Annotated in this window: 18 protein-coding genes and 3 tRNA genes; 17 read left to right on the forward strand and 4 right to left on the reverse strand. The window is 64.5% G+C overall.

Going from position 1 to position 23,537, the window contains the following annotated elements; all coding sequences use genetic code 11:
- Positions 1-106: 106 nt before the first annotated feature.
- Together ACYQ4T_RS06295 and ACYQ4T_RS06300 are read left to right on the forward strand one after the other, a co-directional pair.
- Complete coding sequence (locus ACYQ4T_RS06295) at positions 107-1,990, forward strand: SUMF1/EgtB/PvdO family nonheme iron enzyme (protein WP_459851544.1); 1,884 nt, start codon at positions 107-109, stop codon at positions 1,988-1,990.
- Entirely contained in the window at positions 1,987-2,502 is a 516-nt protein-coding gene (locus tag ACYQ4T_RS06300) for a PAS domain-containing protein (protein WP_459851547.1), read from the forward strand. The genes ACYQ4T_RS06295 and ACYQ4T_RS06300 overlap by 4 nt, the downstream gene beginning before the upstream one ends.
- Before the next feature lie 6 nt (positions 2,503-2,508).
- Here the strand turns inward: ACYQ4T_RS06300 and ACYQ4T_RS06305 are convergent, their stop codons facing one another.
- The 4 genes from ACYQ4T_RS06305 to rlmB form a co-directional block, all read right to left on the reverse strand.
- Positions 2,509-3,537: a Fe(3+) ABC transporter substrate-binding protein gene (locus tag ACYQ4T_RS06305; RefSeq protein ID WP_459851549.1), complete on the reverse strand. Its 1,029-nt coding sequence runs from the start codon at positions 3,535-3,537 to the stop codon at positions 2,509-2,511.
- Positions 3,538-3,552: 15 nt separating this feature from the next.
- Positions 3,553-4,620 (reverse strand): Fe(3+) ABC transporter substrate-binding protein, encoded by a 1,068-nt coding sequence (locus tag ACYQ4T_RS06310; protein WP_459851551.1) that lies wholly within the window; start codon positions 4,618-4,620, stop codon positions 3,553-3,555.
- A gap of 155 nt (positions 4,621-4,775) precedes the next feature.
- Positions 4,776-5,405, reverse strand: coding sequence for a choice-of-anchor C family protein (locus ACYQ4T_RS06315; RefSeq protein WP_459851553.1), 630 nt, complete (start codon positions 5,403-5,405; stop codon positions 4,776-4,778).
- A 153-nt stretch (positions 5,406-5,558) separates the two neighbouring features.
- A complete protein-coding gene (gene rlmB, locus ACYQ4T_RS06320) occupies positions 5,559-6,269 on the reverse strand; it encodes a 23S rRNA (guanosine(2251)-2'-O)-methyltransferase RlmB (RefSeq protein WP_459852044.1) in 711 nt (236 codons plus the stop codon).
- A 466-nt stretch (positions 6,270-6,735) separates the two neighbouring features.
- Here rlmB and ACYQ4T_RS06325 point away from each other — a divergent pair.
- The 15 genes from ACYQ4T_RS06325 to hpnD all read left to right on the forward strand — a co-directional run bounded on the left by ACYQ4T_RS06325 (position 6,736) and on the right by hpnD (position 23,536).
- Positions 6,736-6,821, forward strand: a tRNA-Tyr gene (locus ACYQ4T_RS06325).
- 69 nt (positions 6,822-6,890) lie between these two features.
- Positions 6,891-6,964: transfer RNA gene (locus tag ACYQ4T_RS06330), tRNA-Gly, on the forward strand.
- Positions 6,965-7,081: 117 nt separating this feature from the next.
- A complete protein-coding gene (gene tuf / locus ACYQ4T_RS06335) occupies positions 7,082-8,272 on the forward strand; it encodes an elongation factor Tu (RefSeq protein ID WP_459851555.1) in 1,191 nt (396 codons plus the stop codon).
- A 100-nt stretch (positions 8,273-8,372) separates the two neighbouring features.
- A tRNA-Trp gene (locus ACYQ4T_RS06340) sits at positions 8,373-8,448 on the forward strand.
- Positions 8,449-8,516: 68 nt separating this feature from the next.
- On the forward strand, positions 8,517-8,714 hold the full coding sequence (gene secE / locus ACYQ4T_RS06345) for a preprotein translocase subunit SecE (RefSeq protein ID WP_459852046.1): 198 nt from the start codon (positions 8,517-8,519) through the stop codon (positions 8,712-8,714).
- A gap of 2 nt (positions 8,715-8,716) precedes the next feature.
- The gene (nusG, locus tag ACYQ4T_RS06350; protein ID WP_459851557.1) at positions 8,717-9,247 is read left to right on the forward strand and encodes a transcription termination/antitermination protein NusG; all 531 of its coding nucleotides are present in this window, start codon (positions 8,717-8,719) and stop codon (positions 9,245-9,247) included.
- Positions 9,248-9,375: 128 nt separating this feature from the next.
- Positions 9,376-9,810 (forward strand): 50S ribosomal protein L11, encoded by a 435-nt coding sequence (gene rplK, locus ACYQ4T_RS06355; protein WP_459851559.1) that lies wholly within the window; start codon positions 9,376-9,378, stop codon positions 9,808-9,810.
- A complete protein-coding gene (gene rplA / locus ACYQ4T_RS06360; protein WP_459852048.1) occupies positions 9,807-10,520 on the forward strand; it encodes a 50S ribosomal protein L1 in 714 nt (237 codons plus the stop codon). Before rplK ends, rplA begins: the two co-directional genes overlap by 4 nt.
- A gap of 342 nt (positions 10,521-10,862) precedes the next feature.
- Positions 10,863-11,378: a 50S ribosomal protein L10 gene (gene rplJ, locus ACYQ4T_RS06365; protein ID WP_459851561.1), complete on the forward strand. Its 516-nt coding sequence runs from the start codon at positions 10,863-10,865 to the stop codon at positions 11,376-11,378.
- Between the two features lie 61 nt (positions 11,379-11,439).
- The gene (gene rplL, locus ACYQ4T_RS06370) at positions 11,440-11,814 is read left to right on the forward strand and encodes a 50S ribosomal protein L7/L12 (RefSeq protein ID WP_459851563.1); all 375 of its coding nucleotides are present in this window, start codon (positions 11,440-11,442) and stop codon (positions 11,812-11,814) included.
- Positions 11,815-12,069: 255 nt separating this feature from the next.
- The gene (gene rpoB / locus ACYQ4T_RS06375) at positions 12,070-16,263 is read left to right on the forward strand and encodes a DNA-directed RNA polymerase subunit beta (RefSeq protein WP_459851565.1); all 4,194 of its coding nucleotides are present in this window, start codon (positions 12,070-12,072) and stop codon (positions 16,261-16,263) included.
- Positions 16,264-16,333: 70 nt separating this feature from the next.
- Positions 16,334-20,506 (forward strand): DNA-directed RNA polymerase subunit beta', encoded by a 4,173-nt coding sequence (gene rpoC / locus ACYQ4T_RS06380; protein WP_459851567.1) that lies wholly within the window; start codon positions 16,334-16,336, stop codon positions 20,504-20,506.
- 137 nt (positions 20,507-20,643) lie between these two features.
- Positions 20,644-21,813, forward strand: coding sequence for a glycosyltransferase (locus ACYQ4T_RS06385; RefSeq protein ID WP_459851569.1), 1,170 nt, complete (start codon positions 20,644-20,646; stop codon positions 21,811-21,813).
- Positions 21,810-22,688: a squalene synthase HpnC gene (gene hpnC, locus ACYQ4T_RS06390; protein ID WP_459851571.1), complete on the forward strand. Its 879-nt coding sequence runs from the start codon at positions 21,810-21,812 to the stop codon at positions 22,686-22,688. Before ACYQ4T_RS06385 ends, hpnC begins: the two co-directional genes overlap by 4 nt.
- Before the next feature lie 5 nt (positions 22,689-22,693).
- Positions 22,694-23,536, forward strand: coding sequence for a presqualene diphosphate synthase HpnD (hpnD, locus tag ACYQ4T_RS06395; protein WP_459851573.1), 843 nt, complete (start codon positions 22,694-22,696; stop codon positions 23,534-23,536).
- Position 23,537 lies beyond the last annotated feature (1 nt).

Raw genomic sequence — 23,537 nt, forward strand, 5'->3', positions numbered from 1 at the left:
ACAGCCCCGTGTGGGTGGCGATGCCGCGATCCGATTGATTTCCCAAGCCGAAGCTGCCACGATTCCGAGCAGCTAAGAAACGCTGATCTCAGACCGGGGGAGGGTCATGAGGGTGGCCTGGGTCGCAGCTCTGTTCGGCGCGCTGCTCTTCATCATGCCGGGTCTGGCTTTCGCCGAGCCGCGCATTGCACTGATCATCGCCAACAGCAACTACAAGGGCGATATCGGGTCGCTGAAGAATCCGGTCAATGACGGCAAGCTGATCGGCGAGGCGCTGAAGAAGGTCGGCTTCAACGTGCGCCTGGTGACCGACGGCGACCAAACCGCCATGAAGAAGGCGCTGAACGGCTTCAGCGAGGACTTGGCCAAGGCCGGGTCGAGCGCCACCGGTCTCTTCTACTATGCCGGCCACGGCTTGCAGGTTTCCGGCCAGAACTATCTCGTGCCGGTCAGCGCCAACATCAAGCGCGAGGGCGATGTCGATCTCGAGGCGCTCTCCGCCGAAGCTGTGCTTAAGGTGCTGAGCTTCTCCGGCGTCAAGGTGCAGATCGTCATCCTGGACGCCTGCCGCAACAACCCGCTGATGCGCAGCTTCCGCAGCAACACGATGGGCCTTGCCAAGGTCGATGCCCCGATCGGCAGCTTCGTGGCCTATTCGACGGCGCCGGGCTCGGTGGCGGCGGACGGGCAGGGGGCCAATTCTCCCTTCGCCACCGCTCTGGCGGCCGAGGTGCAGAAGCCGGGCGCCTCGATCGAGGAAATGTTCCGCAATGTGCGGGCCAAGGTGATCGCCGACACCGACAGCCAACAGGTGCCTTGGGATTCCTCCTCGCTGACCGCGCCGTTCTATTTCTCCAAGGACTTCAGCGCGGCGGGCTCGACGGCCGCAGTCGAGCAGGCCTTCTGGCAATCGATCCAGGGCAGCAGCGATCCCGCGGACTTCGAGGCCTATCTCAAGAAATTCCCCAAGGGCAGCTTCGTCGATCTTGCCAACAACCGGGTGAAGGCCTTGAAGGAGGGCGCTGCCACAGCGCAGGCCGCACAACCTGCCGCCGCGCCTGCGCCGACCCAGACGGCGGCACTCACGCAGCCGGCGGCGACCGGCGGGTCGAAGAGCATCGAACTGACCCCGCCACCCGCCAGCCTGAAACCGGGCGTGGTGTTTCGCGACTGCAAGGATTGCCCGGAGATGGTGGTGATCCCGGCCGGCAGCTACATGATGGGCTCGCCCGACGGGGAGAAGGGGCGCAGCGAAAGCGAGGGCCCGCAGCACAAGGAGACGATCCCGCGCGCCTTCGCCATCGGCAAGTTCGAAGTGACCGTCGGGCAATACCGGCAGTTCGTGGCGGCGACCGGCCACGGCATCGGCTTCTCCTGCCTCTATTATCGGGATGACAAGAACCAGTTTGAGCCGCGACAAGGCGCTACCTATGCCGAGCCGGGCTGGGAGCAGGGGGAGGATTATCCCGCTGTGTGCCTGATCTACAGTGACGCCCAGGCCTATGCCGAATGGCTTTCGAAGGTGACCGGCCAACGGTATCGGCTGCCGACCGAGGCCGAATGGGAATATGCCGCCCGTGCCGGCACCAAGACGTCGCGCTATTGGGGCGATACCGCCGACCAGCAATGCAGCTACGCCAACGGCGCCGATCAGACCTACAAGAAGCGGGTTCCCGACGACCCCGGCTTCATTGATTGCAGCGATGGCTACAAGAACACGGCGCCGGTTGGCACTTTCAAGCCGAACGCCTGGGGTCTGTACGACATGCTGGGCAACGCCTTCGAGTACACCCTGGACTGCATGAATACCGGCTATGACGGCAGCGACCACAAAGGCGCCGCGGCCGGCGGCGGCGCTTGCGGGAAATACGTGATCCGCGGCGCCTCGTGGGGGCGGCCGCCGAACGACATCCGCTCGGCCAAGCGCGTCGGCATGGCGCCGGACCTGCGCGGCGTGACCAACGGCATAAGGTTGGTCCGAGAATTGTGACACCCAAGCCGAGCAGCGTCCGTGCCGTCGAGCTCGATATTGACTGTCAGCGGTACCCGGAAATCGATCGGATCCTTGCCTATTGGCGCGCCAAGAAGGGCGACCGCGCCTTCCCTTCGCGCGCCGACATCGACCCCCTGGAGTTTACCCGCGAGCTGCCCCGGGTGATGATGGTCGAGGTCTCCTACGATCCGCTGGAGTTCCGCTATCGGGTGGCGGGCACCGGGCTCTTCGCGATGCACGGCCAGGAGCTGACCGGCAAGCTGGCGCGCGAGCTCGATCCGCCGGAATTCGGTGCGCTGATCCACCGCCACTATGCCGAGGCGATCGAACGCCGCGCGCCGATCCTGCACCTGATCGAGCTGACGGTGGATTCCCTCACGACCTCGTATGCGCGGATCATCCTGCCGCTCTCAAGCGACGGCAAGGTGATCGATCGGTTGATCACCTGCGAGGCGCACGAGAACCACGCCCACGAACTGCAGAAGTTCTTCCACGATACAAAGGAGTAGCGGCGCTCAGCGCCAGCCGACGCGGTCCATCAGCTTCACCGCCTCGGCATTGTTCTTGCCGAGCGCGGTGACGCTGACCGGGTCGGCCTTGAAGTCGCCCCAGGCGGCCACCACGGGGGCCGGCGGCACGTCGGCGCGCACCGGGAACTCGTTGTTGGCGTCGGCGAAGACCTTCTGCGCTTCGGGGCTCACCAGGAACTCCAGGAACTTCACCGCGTTCGCCTGGTTCGGCGCATAGGCCGCGACGCCGGCGCCGGAGATGTTGATATGGGTCCCGCGTTCCTGCTGGTTGGGAAAGAAGATCTTCAGCTTCTCGACCTTCGCCTTCACCTCCGGCTTGTCGCTGTTGAGCATCCGCGCGAAGTAGTAGGAGTTGCTGATTGCGACGTCGCCGAGGCCGGCGGTCAGCGCCATGATCTGGTCGATGTCGCCGCCTTCCGGCTTGCGGGCGAAATTCGCCACCAGGCCCTTGGCCCAGGTCTCGGTCTTCTCGACGCCATCGGTCTCGATCATCGCCGCGACCAGCGACTGGTTGTAGATGTTGTTGGAGGAGCGCACCAGCACCCGGCCCTTCCACTTCGGATCGGCGAGGTCCTGGTAGGTCGAAAGCTCCTCGGCCTTCACCTTCTCCGGATTGTAGATGATGACGCGCGCGCGCTTGGAGAAGGCGAACCAGCGGCCTTGCGGGTCGCGCAGGTTCTCCGGGATCTCCTGCTCCAGGATCGCGGACTTGACCCTCTGGAACAGCCCCATCTCCTGGGCGCGCCAGAGATTTCCGGCATCGACCGTGACCAGCACGTCGGCGGGGGAGTTCTCGGCCTCCTGCTTCTGCCGCTGCATCAGCTCTTCGGCATTGCCGTTGATCACCTGGACCGCGATGCCGGTCTCCTTGGTGAACATGTCGAACAGGATCTGGTCGGACGGATAGTGGCGCGCGGAATAGACATTGACCGTCTCCGCGGCCCAGGCGCCTCGTGTCGCGACCAGGCCGAGACCCGCGGCGCTGGCGGCGAGAAAGGAGCGGCGCTTCATCATTCTATCTCTCCAAAGCTAGCGCCAGCCGGCGCGGTCCATGATCCGCACCGCCTCGGCGTTGTTCCTGCCGAGTGCGGAGACATTCACCGGATCGGGTTTGAAATCGCCCCAGGCTGCGACGACGTCGATCGGTGCCACCCCGGCGCGCACCGGGAACTCGTAATTCGCGTCGGCGAAGACCTTCTGCGCCTCGGGGCTGATCAAGAACTCCAGAAATTTGACCGCGTTCTCCTTGTTCGGCGCGTAGGCCGCGACGCCGCCGCCGGAGACGTTGATATGCGTGCCGCGGTCCCCCTGGTTCGGGAACACGATGCCGATATGGTCGAGCTTCTTGCGGGTCTCGTCGTCGCGGCCGAGCAGGCGGCCGAAGTAGTAGGAGTTGCTGACCGCGAGCGCGCCGACGCCGGCCGCCAGCGCCAAGGCCTGCTCGGTATCGGCGCCTTCGGGCTTGCGGGCGAGATTGGCGACCAGGCCTTTGGCCCAGGCTTCCGCCTTTCCGGGTCCGTCGGCTTCGATGATCGAGGCGAGCAGCGACTGGTTGTAGATGCTGTTCGACGTGGTGATGAGGATCTTGCCCTGCCATTTCGGGTCGGCGAGCGCCTCATAGGTCGGGATGTCTTCCGCCTGCACCTTGCTCTTGTCGCGCAGGATCACCCGCGCGCGGGTGGAGAAGGAGAACCAGAGATTCTCCGGATGTCGCAGATTGGCCGGGACTTCCTTGTCGAGAATCTCGGAATGGACCGGCTGCAACAGATTCCATTGCTCGGCGCGCCAGAGATTGCCGGCATCGACGGTGATCAGCACATCGGCCGGGGAGGAATCGCCCTCCATCTGCTGGCGCTGCATCAGCTCTTCGGCGATGCCCTGGATCGCGTTGACCGCGATCCCGGTCTCCTTGGTGAACATGTCGAACAGGGTCTGGTCGGAGGGGTAGTGCCGCGCCGAATAGACGTTCACCACGCCGGCATCGGCATGGGCGCGGCGGATCCATGGAAAGCCGGGGACGAGACCGGCCGCGACAACGGGTGCGGCGGCGATCAGGCGTCGCCGCGTCAGGCCCCGCCGCGTCAACTCTTTGTGCATGCAGCGCTCAGTTGCGAATTATTCTCAAGCCGACCCGAAACCTAAGGAGCGCGCCGGGGTTCGACAAGAGGACAATTGGTAACAGTCTGCTGAGCGCACAAAGAAAAGAGGCCCCGTTTCCGGGGCCTCTCTCACGAACCGTTTGGTCGCGACGGTCAGGCCGCGGCTTGCAGCTTCTTGCGGCGATAGCCGAGGAAGCCCATGCCGCCCAGCGCCGATCCGAAGAGCAGGATCGCGCCCGGGATCGGGGTCGCGGCGATGGTGATGTTGTCGAGCGCGACGCCGGCCGGGCCGCCGGTCAGGCCGAGGAAGGTGAGCGTCTCGGTAGTGTTGGTCGCGACGAACAGGAAGGTCTGCAGTGCCCAACCCATGCTGCTGTTGGTATTCGTCCCGTTGGGGAAGCTGTAGAAGTTGTTGACGCCCGCCGCCGAGACTTGCAGCTGCTTCGAGGCCGGCCCGGCATTGGGGTTCGCGGCGCCATAGAACGAGACCTTGTATTCCAGGCCCACCGTCAGGCCCGAGATGTCCTGGGAGATGCTGCCGATATCGTCGTCGTTCAGGTCGAGGCTCTGGTTGCCGTCCTGCGACACCCAATAGCTGCCGATGTGGTTGACGCCGGCGCCGCCGATCGTCCAGCCGGTCAGGCTGGAGCTGCCCGCTTCATAGGTGTCGAAGGTGCCGCCGACGATCGGGGTTTCGAAGCTGCCATTGACGATGGTGACCGCATGGGCGGCTTGCGCGCCCAGCAGCATCGCCGCACCGGCGATCAGGCCCAGAATCTTCATACGCGTACCCCTGACAGAATGAATTGGCGTTGCCGCTAATTTGCTGAGCATTTTAGGTGAAGTCAATCTTCCGGTAACCTTGCAAGCCCCTATGGAATCTTGATTCCTCACATCAAGAGGTCGCAGTCATCAATCGTTAACTACGATTCCGATTTAACCGGCTCGGTTGAGTTCATAGAGCGCGACCGCGGCGGCATTGGACACGTTCAAATGGCCGATCGGCCCGCTGGTCGGCAGCCGCACCAGGAGATCGCAATGGGTGCGGGTCAGGCGCCGCAAGCCGGCGCCCTCCGCCCCGAGACAGAGGGCGACTCGTCCCGACAGCCGTGCCTCGGCCAAGCTGCGCTCGCCTTCGGCGGCAAGGCCGGCACACCAGAATCCGGCGGCTTTCAACTGCTCGATGGCTCTTGCGAGGTTGGTGACCCGAACCAGCGGCACGATCTCGAGCGCACCCGAGGCGGCCTTGGCAAGGACACCGCTTTCCGGCGCGGCGTTGCGTTCGGTCAGGACCACGGCGAGCGCGCCGAAAGCGGCGGCGGAGCGGAGGATGGCGCCGACGTTATGGGGGTCGGTCACCTGGTCCAGGATGACGACCTTCGCCTCCGGCCGATCGGCGGCCAGGGCGGCGATGTCCTCCACGTCCGACTCCGGCAGCGGATCGACCTGGGCAGCGATACCCTGGTGCACCGATTCCCGTCCGGCCACCCGGTCGAGGATGGCGCGGTCGACCGTCTCCCAGCGGGGCAGGGGGCGGTCGCCGGCGCCCCGCACCGCCTTCTCGGCATCGGGATGTGCCTGGAGCAGGCGACGGATCCGGCGCTTCGGGTTGTCGATCGCGGCGGCTACGGCATGATTACCGTAAATCCAATAGCTTCCACCGCCGGCCTTGTATCCGGCCTGAGCTTCATCGCGGCTCTCATGGCGCTCGCGCTGGGCCTTGGAATCACCTGATTCTGAACTATATTTTGGCGGTGACGCGCGCTCGTCCCGGCGGTCTTCCGGGCGCGACCGATCTCCTGCCCTCCAGGCATGCCCGGGCGCCTTCTTCTCCTGCGACCGGTTGTCCCGATTCTGGCCGCGGTGACCCGATTCTGCGTCCCGAGACCCGTGCGGCGTGCGACCCCGGTCGCGGTTTTTGTCGGGTCGGAAAGGCTTGCGCGGGGGCATGAGGGGGTCCTAGGATGGGAGCGGCTAAAAGCTTTACAACAACTCCCTCCGGGCCGGAAATTGAAATCGGCGCGGGTGGGAGTTTTTCGTGTGTTTTCAAGTTGACAGCACCCGGTAAATGCTCATAGTCCGCGTCTCCGCCGCGGGGCGGAGTCGGCGCTTCGGAAGGGTGCCCGAGTGGCTAAAGGGGACGGGCTGTAAACCCGTTGGCTTCGGCCTACGTAGGTTCGAATCCTACCCCTTCCACCAAGCCCGACTCTCCTGATTGCGGAGACAGGGCGCGAGGGTGCCCCTTCGGTTTGAGGGGGGCTGAGCCGGGCGGGTGTAGCTCAATGGTAGAGCTCCAGCCTTCCAAGCTGGCTACGCGGGTTCGATTCCCGTCACCCGCTCCAAAGCTCCGGCTATCTCGGGGCGGCGGCGCAAACAGAAACCGATCGGGCCTCCATCGGAGGGGCTTCGGTCAAACGGTCGAAACAAGAGCCGGTTCCGGCACATAAGGTCGAGAGAAGATGGCGAAAGCTAAGTTTGAGCGGAACAAGCCGCATTGCAATGTTGGCACGATCGGTCACGTTGACCACGGCAAGACGTCGCTGACGGCGGCGATCACGAAGGTGCTGGCGGAGACCGGCGGCGCGACGTTCACCGCGTACGACCAGATCGACAAGGCGCCGGAAGAGCGCGCCCGCGGCATCACGATCTCGACCGCGCATGTCGAATACGAGACCAAGAACCGGCACTACGCGCACGTGGATTGCCCGGGTCACGCCGACTACGTGAAGAACATGATCACGGGTGCGGCGCAGATGGACGGCGCGATCCTGGTGGTTTCGGCGGCCGACGGCCCGATGCCGCAGACCCGCGAGCACATCCTGCTGGCGCGCCAGGTCGGCGTTCCGGCGCTGGTGGTGTTCATGAACAAGGTCGACATGGTGGACGACCCGGAACTGCTGGACCTGGTTGAGCTGGAAGTCCGCGAGCTGCTGACCTCCTACCAGTTCCCGGGCGACAAGATCCCGGTGATCCGCGGCTCGGCGCTTTGCGCGCTGGAAGACAAGCAGCCGGAGATCGGCCATGACGCGATCCTGAAGCTGATGCAGGCGGTGGACGAGTACATCCCGCAGCCGGAGCGTCCGAAGGATCGTCCGTTCCTGATGCCGATCGAAGACGTGTTCTCGATCTCGGGCCGCGGCACCGTGGTGACCGGCCGTGTCGAGCGCGGCATCGTGAAGGTGGGCGAGGAAGTCGAGATCATCGGCCTGAAGCCGACGGTGAAGACCGTGGTGACCGGCGTCGAAATGTTCCGCAAGCTGCTGGACAGCGGCGAGGCGGGCGACAACATCGGCGCGCTGCTGCGCGGCACCAAGCGCGAGGAAGTCGAGCGCGGCCAGGTGCTGGCGAAGCCGGGTTCGATCACCCCGCACACCAAGTTCAAGGCCGAGGCCTACATCCTGACCAAGGAAGAGGGCGGCCGTCACACGCCGTTCTTCACCAACTATCGCCCGCAGTTCTACTTCCGCACGACCGACGTTACCGGCACCGTGCAGCTGCCGGCGGGCACCGAGATGGTGATGCCGGGCGACAACATCTCGATGGAGGTGCACCTGATTGCGCCGATCGCGATGGACGAAGGCCTCCGCTTCGCGATCCGCGAGGGCGGCCGCACCGTCGGCGCCGGCGTCGTTGCCAGCATCATCGAGTAAGTCACTCGGTTGGAAGACTCGAGCGAGAGGGCGGCCGGACCACCGGCCGCCCATCGCACTGAAAAGAGATAGAGGAACCGCTTCGAATTCAGTCGTGCATAGGGGCATAGCTCAACTGGTAGAGCGTCGGTCTCCAAAACCGAAGGTTGCGGGTTCGATCCCTGCTGCCCCTGCCAGGCTCCAAGTGGGGCAGTTGAAGGCGACGAAAGTGCGAGAGCGGAAAGAACGGATTTAAATGGCGCAGATGGCAAGCAAGAACCCGCTGGAGTTCTTCCGTCAGGTCCGGACCGAGGTGGCGAAAGTCACCTGGCCGACCCGCAAGGAGACCACGCTGACCACGACGATGGTGTTCGTCATGGTGCTTCTGGCGTCGATCTTCTTCCTGGCGGTCGATGCCACGCTTTCGACCCTGATCACCTGGATCCTGGGCTTCGGAGGCTGATCATGGCGCAGCGTTGGTACGTGGTGCACGTCTACTCCGGCTTCGAGCGCAAGATCGCCCAGTCGATCCGCGAGCAGGCCACGCAGATGGGCATGTCGAGCCTGGTCTCCGAAGTGCTGGTCCCGACCGAAGAGGTCGTCGAGATGCGGCGCGGCGCCAAGGTGAATGCCGAGCGCAAGTTCTTCCCGGGCTATGTCCTGGTGAAGATGGAATTGACCGACGAGACTTGGCATCTCGTCATGAACACGCCGAAGGTGACCGGCTTTCTCGGCGGCAAGGGCAAGCCCACGCCGATCTCGGAAGCCGAGGCGATGCGGATCCAGCATCAGGTGCAGGAAGGCATCGAGCGGCCCAAGCGCGCGATCATCTTCGAGGTCGGCGAGCAGGTCCGCGTCAACGACGGTCCCTTCACCTCCTTCACCGGCATGGTGGAAGAGGTCGACGAGGAGAAGGGCCGGCTCAAGGTGGCGGTGTCGATCTTCGGCCGCGCCACGCCGGTCGAACTGGAATACTCGCAGGTCGAGAAGGTCTGACGGCCTTCCTGGCTCGCGAGCGAGACCGACCGACGGCGGGACCGTCGGAAAGTTGCGGGAGGCCAGCCAGGGCCTTTGACCGCGAAACCCCAGGGCGGCATTGCGCGGCCCGAATATGAGGTTGGACCATGGCGAAGAAGATTGAAGGCTACATCAAGTTGCAGATTCCGGCCGGCAAGGCCAACCCGTCTCCGCCGGTCGGTCCGGCGCTCGGTCAGCGCGGCTTGAACATCATGCAGTTCTGCAAGGAGTTCAACGCGGCGACCCAGCAAATGGAGCAGGGCATGCCGATCCCGGTGGTGATCACCGCTTTTTCGGACCGCTCCTTCACCTTCGTGACCAAGACTCCGCCGGCCAGCTACTTCCTGAAGAAGGCGGCGAAGATCGAGAAGGGCTCGAAGACGACCGGCATCGGCGCCTTCGTCGGCAAGGTGACGATGAGCCAGTGCCGCGAGATCGCCAAGACGAAGATGGCGGACCTGAACGCGCATGACCTCGACGCCGCTGCGGAGATGATCAAGGGCTCCGCGCGCTCGATGGGCCTGCAAGTGGTGGAGGGCTGATCATGGCTGGTAAGCGTTACAAGGCGGCCACGAAGGGCCTCGATCGCAACAAGTTCTACTCGGTCGAAGAGGCCGTGAAGCTGGTCAAGGAACGGGCCAAGGCGAAGTTCGACGAGACCATCGAGATGGCCTTCAACCTCGGCATCGATCCGAAGCATGCCGACCAGAACGTGCGCGGCGTGATCTCGCTGCCGCATGGCACCGGCAAGACGGTCCGGGTCGCCGTCTTCGCCAAGGGCGAGAAGGCGGAAGCCGCCAAGAAGGCGGGTGCGGATCTCGTCGGCGCCGACGACCTTGCGGAAAAGGTCCAGGCGGGCCAAATGGACTTCGACCGGGTGATCGCGTCGCCGGACATGATGGTGACCGTCGGCAAGCTCGGTAAGGTCCTCGGCCCCCGCGGCCTGATGCCGAACCCGAAGCTCGGCACCGTGACCAACGACATCGCCGAAGCCGTGAAGGCGGCGAAGGGCGGCCAGGTCGAATACCGCGCGCAGAAGGAAGGCATCGTCCATGCCGGCGTCGGCAAGGCGAGCTTCAGCGAGCAGGCCCTGGTCGAGAACGTGAAGGCGCTGATCAACGCGGTCAGCCGGGCGAAGCCGGCCGGCGCCAAGGGCACCTACATGAAGAAGGTGTCGCTGAGCTCCACGATGGGCCCCGGCCTGAAGCTGGACATCAGCGCGGTGGCCGTGGCCCCCACGGCGGCCGAATAACCGCGGCCGAGTAAGAGAGTAGGTCTTTCTTGAAATTCCATCGTCGCCCGATGAGGGCGCCGATGGATCGGCGGGATCCACAAGATCCCGCTGCCCTGTCCGAGACTGCTGGTCCTCTGCTCAGAGGGTAATGGGAACTCCGGTTCCCGCCTGCAATAGACAGGAGTTGAAGCGATTTCGCCGATGACCGGCAAGTTTGGTTTTCGACGAAACGCGGCTTGAACTTCTGGGACAGGTACGCCGGACTTTCCGGATACCTCCGATCGCAAGATCGGCTCCGGAAGGTCCAATCGTAACCGGTTCGGGAGTCTTGAGTTCCCGGGCCAATATCGGAGACGAACAGTGGACCGTTCTGGCAAACAGAAACTGGTGTCCGAGATCCAGGAGACGCTGAAGGACGCGGAGCTGGTGGTGATCACCCAGCAAAGCGGCCTCACCGTCGCCCAGGTCAGCGACCTGCGTCGCAAGATGCGGGCCGCGGGCGCCGGCTACAAAGTCGCCAAGAATCGGCTCGCAATGCTCGCTCTGAAGGGCACGAAGTACGAAGGTCTTGAAAAGCTGCTGAAAGGTCCTACGGCGATCGCTTATTCGTCGGATCCGATTGCAGCCGCCAAGGTCGCCGTCACTTTCGCCAACAGCAACGAGAAGCTCAAGATCGTCGGTGGCTCGATGGGCGCCGACGTGTTGGGTCCGGATGCGATCAAGGCCTTGGCCACGCTTCCGAGCCTCGACGAGCTTCGCGCCAAGTTGGTCGGCATGCTGCAGACTCCCGCCACCCGCGTGGCGACGATCCTGCAGGCACCTGCCGGCCAGCTGGCACGTGTCTTTGGCGCCTATGCCAAGAAGGGCGAAGCCTAAGAGCCGATCCCGAGCTCAGAAGAAGTTCAAACCCGTTAGAAGTCGAAACTAGGAGAATACAATGGCTGATCTGCAGAAGTTGGTGGACGAGCTCTCGAAGCTGACCGTCCTCGAGGCTGCCGAGCTTTCGAAGAAGCTCGAAGAGGCTTGGGGCGTCTCGGCGGCGGCTCCGGTCGCGGTTGCGGCTGCTGGTGGCGGCGCTGCCGCTCCGGCTGCCGAAGCGCAGACCGAGTTCACCGTGGTTCTGGTCGATGGCGGTGACAAGAAGATCAACGTCATTAAGGAAGTGCGCGCGATCACCGGTCTCGGGCTGAAGGAAGCCAAGGACCTGGTCGAGGGCGCGCCGAAGCCCGTGAAGGAAGGCGTCAACAAGCAGGAAGCCGCCGACCTGAAGAAGAAGCTGGAAGAAGCCGGCGCCAAGGTCGAGCTGAAGTAGTTCGACTGCCGGCCTTTTGGCCGACTGAAGTGGGGGAAGCGCCGGCCGCAAGGCTTGGCGCTTCCCGCCATTCCGATTCGACCAATGGGAGACGGGCGATTTTCCGCCCGAAGTGACGCCCCGATCGGCGTCGAAGCTAAACGATCGGAACGGCCGCCGCGGCCGCCCGGATGGGCCCCTGGGATTTTAAAGGGGCCGAAGGGGAATACGGCACTTGGCGTTCGAGATCGGGCGCGAACTGACGCGAGGAATGCGATGAACAAATCCCTGACTGGCCGCAAGCGTATCCGCAGGACCTTCGGACGGATCTCCGAAATCACGACGATGCCGAACCTGATCGAGGTGCAGAAAAGCTCCTACGACCAGTTCCTGCAGATCGGCGTGGCCGCGGAGAACCGGCAGAGCATCGGCCTCCAGGAAGTTTTCCGCTCTGTGTTCCCGATCCGGGATTTCTCGGAGAAGGCCGAGCTGCAGTTCGTGCGCTATGAGCTCGAGGAGCCGAAATACGACGTCGAGGAATGCCAGCAGCGCGGCATGACCTTCGCGGCGCCCTTGAAGGTGACGCTGCGCCTGGTCGTCTGGGACACCGATGAAGAGACCGGTGCGCGCTCCATCCGCGACATCAAGGAGCAGGACGTTTACATGGGCGACATGCCGCTCATGACCCGCTCCGGCACCTTCATCGTCGCCGGCACCGAGCGCGTCGTCGTCTCGCAGATGCACCGCTCGCCGGGCGTGTTCTTCGATCACGACAAGGGCAAGACCCACAGCTCGGGCAAGTATCTGTTCGCGGCCCGCGTCATTCCGTATCGCGGCTCCTGGCTCGACTTCGAGTTCGACGCCAAGGATCTCGCCTATGTCCGCATCGACCGTCGCCGCAAGCTGCCGGCGACCACGCTGCTGCTCGCCCTCTGGGGCAAGGAAGCGGCGGCGAAGATCGCCAAGGGCGAGCCCTTGACCGAGGAAGACCGTCGTTTCGGCGGCATGTCCCCGGAAGAGATCCTGAACTTCTTCTACAAGCGCGTGGTCTTCACCAAGACCAAGAAGGGCTGGACTACCGCCTTCGACCCCAGCCGCATGAAGAGCATGAAGATGCTCAACGACCTGGTCGATGCGAAGACCGGCAAGGTCATGGCGGAAGCCGGCTCGAAGATGACGCCGCGCGTGGCCCGCAAGCTGCAGGAGCAGGGCCTGAAGGAACAGCTGGTGCAGCCGGAAGAGATGCTCGGCCGCTTCTCGGCCGGCGATCTCATCAACGAGAGCACCGGCGAGATCTTCATCGAGGCCGGCGACGAGATCACCCAGGCGGTGCTCGACCAGCTCGACGAGGCGGGCATCAAGGAGATCGCCACCCTCAACATCGACAACGTGATGGTCGGTCCGTACATCCGCAACACGCTGGCCGCCGACAAGAATTCCGGCCGCGAGGAAGCGCTGATCGACATCTACCGCGTCATGCGCCCCGGCGAGCCGCCGACGCTGGACACGGCGGAAGCGCTGTTCAACGGCCTGTTCTTCGACCTGGAGCGCTACGACCTCTCCTCGGTCGGCCGCGTGAAGATGAACTCGCGCCTCTCGGTGCTCTCCGAGGATCGTTTTGATCCGAAGGGCGCCGACGACCAGACGCGCGTGCTCCGCAAGGAGGACATCCTCGCGATCCTCATGGTCATGACCGAATTGAAGGACGGTCGCGGCGAGATCGACGACATCGACCATCTCGGCAACCGCCGCGTCCGTTCGGTCGGCGAACTGCTGGAGAACCAGTATCGCCTCGGCCTGCTGCGCATGGAGCGGGCGATCCGCGAGCGCATGAGCTCGGTCGAGATCGACACGGTCATGCCGCATGACCTGATCAACGCCAAGCCGGCGGCGGCGACGGTGCGCGAGTTCTTCGGCTCGTCGCAGCTCTCGCAGTTCATGGACCAGACCAACCCCTTGTCCGAGATCACCCACAAGCGCCGTCTCTCGGCGCTGGGGCCGGGCGGTCTGACCCGCGAGCGCGCGGGCTTCGAGGTGCGCGACGTGCATCCGACCCATTACGGCCGGATTTGCCCGATCGAAACCCCGGAAGGTCCGAATATCGGCCTGATCAACAGCCTGGCCACCTTCGCCCGCATCAACCAGTACGGCTTCATCGAGAGCCCGTACCGCAAGGTCGAGAAGGGCCATGTCACCGACGAGGTGATCTATCTCTCGGCGATGGAAGAGGGCAAGTACACCATCGCCCAGGCCAACGCCGCGGTCGATGCCAAGGGCAAGCTGGCCGATGACCTGATCTCCTGCCGTCGCGCGGGCGACTTCATCATGGCCCGCCGGGACGACATCGAATACATCGACGTCAGCCCGAAGCAGCTGGTCTCGGTCGCCGCGGCGCTCATTCCGTTCCTCGAGAACGACGACGCCAACCGCGCTCTGATGGGCTCGAACATGCAGCGTCAGGCGGTGCCGCTCCTCCAGGCGCAGGCCCCGCTGGTCGGCACCGGCATGGAAGGCACCGTCGCCCGTGATTCCGGCGTGGCGATCGGCGCCCGCCGTGGCGGCATCATCGACCAGGTGGACGCGACCCGTATCGTCATCCGCGCCACCGACGAAACCGATCATGCGGCGCCGGGCGTCGATATCTACAACCTGCTGAAGTTCCAGCGCTCGAACCAGAACACCTGCATCAACCAGCGTCCGCTGGTGAAGGTGGGCGACGTGGTGGAGAAGGGCGACATCATCGCCGATGGTCCGTCGACCGATCTCGGCGAGCTCGCGCTCGGACGCAACGTGCTGGTCGCCTTCATGCCGTGGCAGGGCTACAACTTCGAAGACTCGATCCTGATCTCCGAGCGGATCGTCAGCGACGACGTCTTCACCTCGATCCACATCGAGGAATTCGAGGTGATGGCCCGCGACACCAAGCTCGGCCAGGAGGAAATCACCCGCGACATTCCGAACGTCGGCGAAGAGGCGCTGAAGAACCTCGACGAAGCCGGCATCGTCTACATCGGTGCCGAGGTGAAGCCGGGCGACATCCTGGTCGGCAAGGTCACGCCGAAGGGCGAAAGCCCGATGACCCCGGAAGAGAAGCTGCTGCGCGCGATCTTCGGCGAAAAGGCCTCCGACGTGCGCGACACCTCCATGCGCCTGCCGCCGGGAGTCTCCGGCACGGTGGTTGAAGTGCGCGTGTTCTCCCGCCGCGGCGTCGACAAGGACGAGCGCGCGCTGGCGATCGAGCGCGCCGAGATCGAGCGTCTGGCCAAGGACCGCGACGACGAAAAGGCGATCCTGGAGCGGAACGTCTACTCGCGCCTGAAGGAGCTCTTGCTCAATCAGACCGCGGCGGGCGGCCCGAAGGCCCTGAAGCCGGACACCAAGATCACCGATAAGGTGCTCTCGGAGTTCACGCCGGGCCAGTGGCGGCAGATCTCGGTGAAGAACGACAAGCGCATGGCCGAGATCGAGGCCCTGAAGAAGCAGTTCAACGAGAGCGTCCAGGCCCTCGAGAAGCGCTTCGAGAGCAAGGTCGAGAAGCTGCAGCGCGGCGACGAGCTGCCGCCGGGCGTCATGAAGATGGTCAAGGTGTTCGTCGCGGTGAAGCGCAAGCTGCAGCCGGGCGACAAGATGGCCGGCCGTCACGGCAACAAGGGCGTGGTCTCGAAGATCGTCCCGGCGGAAGACATGCCGTATCTCGAGGACGGCACGCCGGTCGATATCGTGCTGAACCCGCTGGGCGTGCCATCGCGCATGAACGTCGGTCAGATTCTGGAGACGCATCTCGGCTGGGCCTGCTCCAGCTTGGGCAAGCAGGTCGGGCAGATGCTCGACAAGCTGCACCACGAGAACGGCAAGACCACCGATCTCCGGAAGGCAATGAAGGACATCTACGGCGACAAGTCCTTCAAGCACGACATCCAGGACATGCCGGACGACCAGCTGATCGAGATGGCCGAGCACATCCGGAACGGCGTTCCGGTGGCCTCGCCGGTGTTCGACGGCGCGCGCGAGGAGGACATCGTCCAGATGCTGGAGAAGGCCGGGCTGCATCGCTCGGGCCAGGTCTATCTGACGGACGGCCGCACCGGCGAGCGCTTCGAGCGTCAGGTGACCGTCGGCTACATCTACATGCTGAAGTTGCACCACCTGGTGGACGACAAGATCCACGCGCGTTCGATCGGCCCATACAGCCTCGTCACCCAGCAGCCGCTGGGCGGCAAGGCGCAGTTCGGCGGTCAGCGCTTCGGCGAAATGGAAGTCTGGGCCCTCGAGGCCTACGGCGCCGCCTATACGCTGCAGGAAATGCTGACGGTGAAGTCGGACGACGTGTCGGGCCGTACCAAGACCTACGAGGCGATCGTCCGCGGCGACGACAACTTCGAGGCCGGTATCCCGGAATCCTTCAACGTGTTGGTGAAGGAACTCCGGTCGCTCGGTCTCAACGTCGAGCTGACGCAGACGAACTATTGATGGCGAACGACTGAGCCAGAAGAGACTGAATCGGATCGCCGCCCGGTAGGGCGGCAGGATGGAGATGGTAATGAACCAAGAACTGATGAACGTGTTCGGCCAGCCGAGCGGCACGCAGACCTTCGATCAGATCAAGATCGCGATCGCGAGCCCCGAGCGGATTCGTTCCTGGTCCTTCGGCGAGATCAAGAAGCCGGAGACGATCAACTATCGAACCTTCAAGCCGGAACGCGACGGTCTGTTCTGCGCCCGCATCTTCGGGCCGATCAAGGACTACGAATGCTTGTGCGGCAAGTACAAGCGCATGAAGTATCGCGGCATCATCTGCGAGAAGTGCGGCGTCGAAGTCACGCTCTCGAAGGTGCGCCGCGAGCGCATGGGCCATATCGAGCTCGCTTCGCCGGTCGCCCATATCTGGTTCCTGAAGTCGCTGCCGAGCCGCATCGGTCTGCTGCTCGACATGACGCTGAAGGATCTGGAGCGGATCCTCTATTTCGAGAACTACGTCGTTATCGAGCCGGGCCTGACCCCGCTGAAGCTGCACCAGCTGCTCAGCGAAGAGCAGTACCTGGACGCGCAGGATGAGTACGGCCAGGACTCGTTCCAGGCCGGCATCGGCGCCGAGGCGATCAAGACCATGCTCTCGGCCCTCACCATGGAGACCGAGCGCGAGACTATGAAGGTCGAGCTCCGGGAAACCGGCTCGGAGGCCAAGCGCAAGAAGCTGGTGAAGCGTCTGAAGCTGGTCGATGCCTTCCTGGAATCCGGCTCGAAGCCGGAGTGGATGATCATGGACGTGATTCCGGTCATCCCGCCGGAGCTGCGCCCGCTGGTGCCGCTCGACGGCGGCCGGTTCGCGACCTCGGATCTGAACGATCTCTATCGCCGCGTCATCAACCGCAACAACCGCCTGAAGCGCCTGATCGAGCTGAAGGCGCCGGACATCATCGTGCGCAACGAGAAGCGCATGCTGCAGGAAGCGGTCGATGCGCTGTTCGACAACGGGCGTCGTGGAAGGGTCATCACCGGCGCCAACAAGCGCCCGCTGAAGTCGCTTTCCGACATGCTGAAGGGCAAGCAGGGCCGGTTCCGCCAGAACCTGCTCGGCAAGCGCGTCGATTATTCGGGCCGTTCGGTCATCGTCGTCGGCCCGGAACTCAAATTGCACCAGTGCGGCCTGCCGAAGAAGATGGCGCTGGAGCTGTTCAAGCCGTTCATCTATTCCAAGCTCGAGCTCTACGGCATGGCTTCGACCATCAAGGCGGCGAAGCGCATGGTGGAAAAGGAGCGCCCGGAGGTCTGGGACATCCTCGAAGAGGTGATCCGCGAGCATCCGGTGATGCTGAACCGCGCCCCGACCCTGCATCGCCTTGGCATCCAGGCTTTCGAGCCGGTGCTGATCGAAGGCAAGGCGATCCAGCTGCACCCGCTGGTCTGCACCGCGTTCAACGCGGACTTCGACGGCGACCAGATGGCGGTCCACGTGCCGCTGTCGCTGGAAGCCCAGCTCGAGGCCCGCGTGCTGATGATGTCGACCAACAACATCCTCAGCCCCGCGAACGGCAAGCCGATCATCGTGCCGAGCCAGGACATCGTGCTCGGTCTCTACTATCTCACGATGGAAGCGGACAACCAGCCGGGCGACGGCATGGCGTTCGGCTCGATCGCCGAGCTGCTGCACGCGCTCGAAGCCAAGGCCGTGACCCTGCACACCAAGATCAAGGCGCGGCTCGAGGTCTATGACGACGCCGGCAAGCTGGTGACCAAGGTCATCGGCACCACGCCGGGCCGCATGTTGCTTTCGGAGATCTTCCCGAAGCACCCGAACCTGCCGTTCTCGATCATCAACCGCCTGCTGACGAAGAAGGAGATCACCAATGTGATCGACGCCGTCTATCGTCACTGCGGCCAGAAGGAGACGGTGATCTTCGCCGACCGCATGATGGGTCTCGGCTTCGGCCAGGCCTGCAAGGCGGGCATCTCCTTCGGCAAGGACGACCTCATCATCCCGGAGAGCAAGCACCGCCTGGTAGCCGACGCTCAGGAGAAGGTGAAGGAGTTCGAGCAGCAGTACCAGGACGGCCTGATCACCCAGGGCGAGAAGTACAACAAGGTGGTGGACGTCTGGTCGACCTGCACCGACAAGGTCGCCGAAGAGATGATGAAGTCGATGTCGAAGAACTCGACCGGCGTCAACATCAACTCGGTCTACATGATGGCCCACTCGGGCGCCCGCGGCTCCGCGGCGCAGATCAAGCAGCTCGCCGGCATGCGCGGCCTGATGGCCAAGCCGTCGGGCGAGATCATCGAGACGCCGATCATCTCGAACTTCAAGGAAGGCCTCACCGTGCTCGAGTACTTCAACTCGACCCACGGCGCCCGCAAGGGCCTGGCCGACACCGCCTTGAAGACGGCGAACTCGGGCTATCTCACCCGCCGTCTGGTCGACGTGGCGCAGGACGCGATCATCACGATCGAGGATTGCGGCACCGATGACGGTCTCACCGTGAAGGCGGTGGTCGAGGGCGGCGAGGTCATCGCTCCGCTCGCCGAGCGCATCCTCGGCCGCACCACGGCCTGGGACGTGAAGGACCCGCTCTCCGGCAAGATGGTGGCGAAGGCCGGCACCCTGATCGACGAGGCCCTGGTCGATGCAATCGACCGGGCCGGCATCGACGTGGTGAAGATCCGCTCGGTTCTGACCTGCGAGGCGCCGACCGGCGTTTGCGGCAAGTGCTACGGGCGCGATCTCGCTCGCGGCACCCCGGTCAATATCGGCGAGGCGATCGGCGTCATCGCGGCGCAGTCGATCGGCGAGCCGGGCACCCAGCTCACCATGCGCACCTTCCACATCGGCGGCGCCGCCCAGCGCGGCGCCGAGCAGTCCTCGATCGAGGCGACGTATGATGCCACGTTGCAGGTGAAGAACCGCAACGTCGTCGTCAACAGCGAGGGCCTGCCGGTCGTGATGGGCCGCAACTGCGAGATCGTCCTGGTCGATGACCAGGGTCGTGAGCGGGCGCGCCATCGCGTTCCCTATGGCGCCAAGCTGCTGGCCGACCAGGATGTCAAGGTGACCAAGGGCCAGAAGCTGGCCGAGTGGGATCCCTACACCCTGCCGATCCTGACCGAGCGCGACGGCATCGTGAACTACATCGACCTCGTCGAGGGCGTGTCGGTCCGCGAAGTGGTGGACGACACCACCGGCATCTCGAACCGCGTGGTCATCGACTGGAAGCAGCAGCCGCGCGGCAACGACCTCAGGCCGCGCATCACGCTGCGTGACGACAAGGGCGAGCTGATCATGCTGCCGAGCGGCATCGAGGCGCGCTACTTCCTCTCGGTCGACGCCATCCTGTCGGTCGAGAACGGTGCGGCGGTGCGCGCCGGCGACGTGCTGGCCCGTGTCCCGCGCGAAGGCACCAAGACCAGGGACATCACCGGCGGTCTGCCGCGGGTGGCGGAGCTGTTCGAGGCCCGGAAGCCGAAGGATTTCGCGATCATCAGCGATATCGCCGGCCGTGTGGAATTCGGCAAGGACTACAAGACCAAGCGTCGCGTGGTCGTGGTGCCGGAGGATGCCAGCCAGCAGTCGTTCGAATACCTGATCCCGAAGGGCAAGCACATTTCGGTGCAGGAAGGCGACTACGTCCAGAAGGGCGACTACCTGATGGACGGCAGCCCGGTGCCGCATGACATCCTCAACGTCATGGGCGTCGAAGCGCTGGCGCAGTACCTGATCAACGAGATCCAGGAGGTCTATCGCCTGCAAGGTGTGAAGATCAACGACAAGCACATCGAGGTGATCGTCCGCCAGATGCTGCAGAAGATCGAGATCACCGATCCGGGCGACACCACCTTCCTGGCCGGCGAGCAGGTCGATCGCGGCGAGTTCGAGGAAGAGAACCAGAAGGCGCTGAAGGAAGGCGGCCGTCTCGCCCAGGGAGCCCCGGTGCTGCTCGGCATCACCAAGGCTTCGCTGCAGACGCGCTCCTTCATCTCGGCGGCGTCGTTCCAGGAGACCACCCGCGTCCTCACCGAGGCGGCGGTCTCCGGCCGGGTCGATACCTTGATCGGCCTCAAGGAGAACGTGATCGTGGGGCGCCTGATCCCGGCCGGCACCGGCTCGGTGATGGCGCGCTTCAAGCAGCTTGCTGCCGAGCGCGATCGCCAGCTCCAGGCCGAGAAGGCCCCGGCGGCCCTGCCGGACGCCTCGGCCGAAGCGAAGGCGGGCGCCGCTTAAGCGTCCGGTTTTTTCGATCAAATGTGACAGAAACCCCGCCGGACCTCCGGCGGGGTTTTTGCTATCTCGGGCGGGACCGATTAGAATCCGGCAAAAGATCCGAACGGACCGGGACGTAGGTTTTTTAAGATTCGAGAATGCTGAGTTTGAGCTTCATCCTGTCGATCCTGGCGGTCGGCATTTGGACGTATCTGTTGCTGTTTCGCGGCTTCTTCTGGCGCGAGGCGCCGCAGGCCGCGCCGGTGCCGGCGCTCGACGCCTGGCCTGCGGTCGTCGTCGTGACTCCGGCGCGCAACGAGGCGGACGTGGTCGGTCAGTCGATGGCGGCTTTGCTCGCTCAGGATTATCCCGGCAGGATTCACATCGTGCTGGTGGACGATGACAGCACGGATGGCACCGGCGAAGCCGCCGAACGCGCCGCCGCGAAATCGCAGACCCGCCACCGCCTCACCGTGGTGAAGAACGCCGCCTTGGCCCCGGGCTGGACCGGGAAGATGTGGGCGGTCAACCGCGGCTTGAGCGAAGCCGAGCGGCTGGCGCCGGATGCGAAATACGTGCTGCTGACCGATGCCGATATCCTGCACGAGCGCACCAGCTTGAAGCAGCTGGTGAGCCGGGCGGAGCAGGGCGGCTTCAAGCTGGTCTCGCTGATGGCGCGGCTGAAGACCGCGACCCTGGCGGAACGCGCCTTGATCCCGGCCTATATCTTCTATTTCCAGAAGCTCTATCCCTTTTCCTGGGTGCGCGATCCGGGCAACAAGCTGGCGGGTGCCGCGGGCGGCTGCATGCTGGTCGATCGCGCCGCCCTGAAGGCGATCGGCGGAATCGCCGCCATCCGCAGCGCGCTGATCGACGATTGCGCGCTCGGCAAGGCGATCAAGACCCAGGGCCCGATCTGGCTCGGCCTGGCCGACGGCGTCGCCAGCCTGCGCGGCTATCCGCGCTGGAGCGATGTCTGGATGCTGATCGCGCGCTCGGCATTCACGCAATTGGGCTTCAGCGCCGCGATGCTGCTGGTCTCGACGGTGATGATGCTCGCGACTTATGTCCTGCCGCTGGCGCTCATCCTCTTCGCCGAAGGTCCGGCGCGTCTGCTCGGCGTTCTTGCCTTTGCCGCCATGGCCTTGGCCTATCAGCCGACGCTGCGCTATCACCGCCTGTCGGCGCTCTGGGTCCTGGCCATGCCGCTGGTCGCCGGCTTCTACACTGCGGCCACCATCGACTCCGCGCTGCGCTATTGGTCCGGGCGGGGCGGGCAGTGGAAGGGCCGCCTGCAAGCATCCCGCGGGATCGAGGGCGAGGCATGACCGCGGCCGCCGTCGATATCGCGACACCTTCGGGCAAGCATGCGGGCAACGAGAATTTCCCGGTCGGTTCGGCGCTGATCCGCGCCGATCTCAGGCCGCATGTCCATGCCTTCTACCGTTTCGCGCGGATGGGCGACGACATCGCCGACAACCCTGCGCTCGAACCGGAGGACAAGGTCCGGCGTCTCAACCTTATGCAGGACGTCTTGCTCGATCCCGGCCGCGAGGACATTCCCGAAGGCGCCGCGCTCCGCCGCAGCCTCGCCGAGACCTATGTCTCGCCCAAGCATGCCTGCGACCTCCTGACCGCCTTCAAGATGGACGCGACCAAGCAGCGCTACGCCGACTGGGGCGAGCTCATGACCTATTGTCGTTACTCGGCCTCGCCGGTCGGGCGCTATCTGCTCGACCTGCACCGCGAGGATCCGGCCGGCTGGTTCGCCTCGGACGCGCTCTGCAACGCGCTGCAGGTGATCAACCATTTGCAGGACGTCCAGGTCGATTTCCTGGAGATGGACCGCATCTATGCGCCGCTCGACCACCTTTCGGCCGCCGGCGCGGAGATCGGCCATCTCAGGGGCAAGATCTCCAGCCCCGGCCTCCGCAAGTCGCTGGACAGGTTGCTGGACGAGACTGACAAGCTGATGATCGATGCCCGCCGATTGCCCGACGTCTTGAAGGATTTCCGCCTGCGTGCCGAAAGCGCCACCATCGTCCGCCTGGCCGATCGCATGATCGCCGCCCTGCGCAAGCGCGACCCGCTGGCGGAACGGGTGAAGCCTGCCAAGCGCGACTTCTTGTTCTCCGGATTGGAAGGCATCGGCTGGGCCATCATGGTCGGCCTCCGGAAGAAGCCGCGCGAGGCGGTGTTGTGACCGATATGGCCTTGAATCAGCTGCAATCCGCCATCGCCGCCAAGGTCCAGGCCAGCGGCACCTCCTTCTATTCGGCGATGCGCCTGCTGCCCGCCGAGCGGCGCAACGCGATGTATGCGATCTATGCCTTCTGTCGCGAAGTGGACGACATCGCCGACGAGGGCGGCTCGCTGGAAGCCAAGCGCGCCGGGCTCGAGGAATGGCGCGCCGAGGTCGACCGCATCTATTCGGGATCGCCGCAAAAGCCGATCGCGCAGGCGCTGCTGACGCCGGTCAAGGCCTTCGGCCTGCGCAAGCAGGATTTCCTGGCGGTGATCGACGGCATGCAGATGGATGCCGAGACCACCATCGTCGCCCCGGATCTCGCCACCCTCGATCTCTACTGCGATCGCGTCGCCAGCGCGGTCGGCCATCTCTCGGTGCGGGCCTTCGGCGCCACCGAGCCGGAGGCCGACGAGGTCGCGCATCATCTCGGTCGCGCGCTGCAGCTCACCAACATCCTGCGCGACCTGGTGGAGGACGGCGAGCGGGGCCGGCTCTATCTGCCCAGGGAGCTGCTGGAGCAGCATGGCATCCCCTATGCCGATCCCGTGGCGGTGCTCAAGCATCCGAAGCTGAAGAAGGTCTGCCGCGACGTCGCGATCCTGGCGCTCGACCATTATTCCAAGGCGCGCAGCGCGATGGATCGCTGCGCCAAGGGGCCGATGCGGCCGGCGGCGATCATGGGCGCTGTCTATCGCGCGATCCTGAAACGCCTGATCAAGGCCGACTGGCGCAACCTCGACGAACCGGTGAAGCTGCCGAAATGGCAGAAGCTTTGGCTGGCCTTCCGCTACGGTTTCCTCTGAA

This window comes from Dongia sp. agr-C8 (assembly GCF_054658695.1).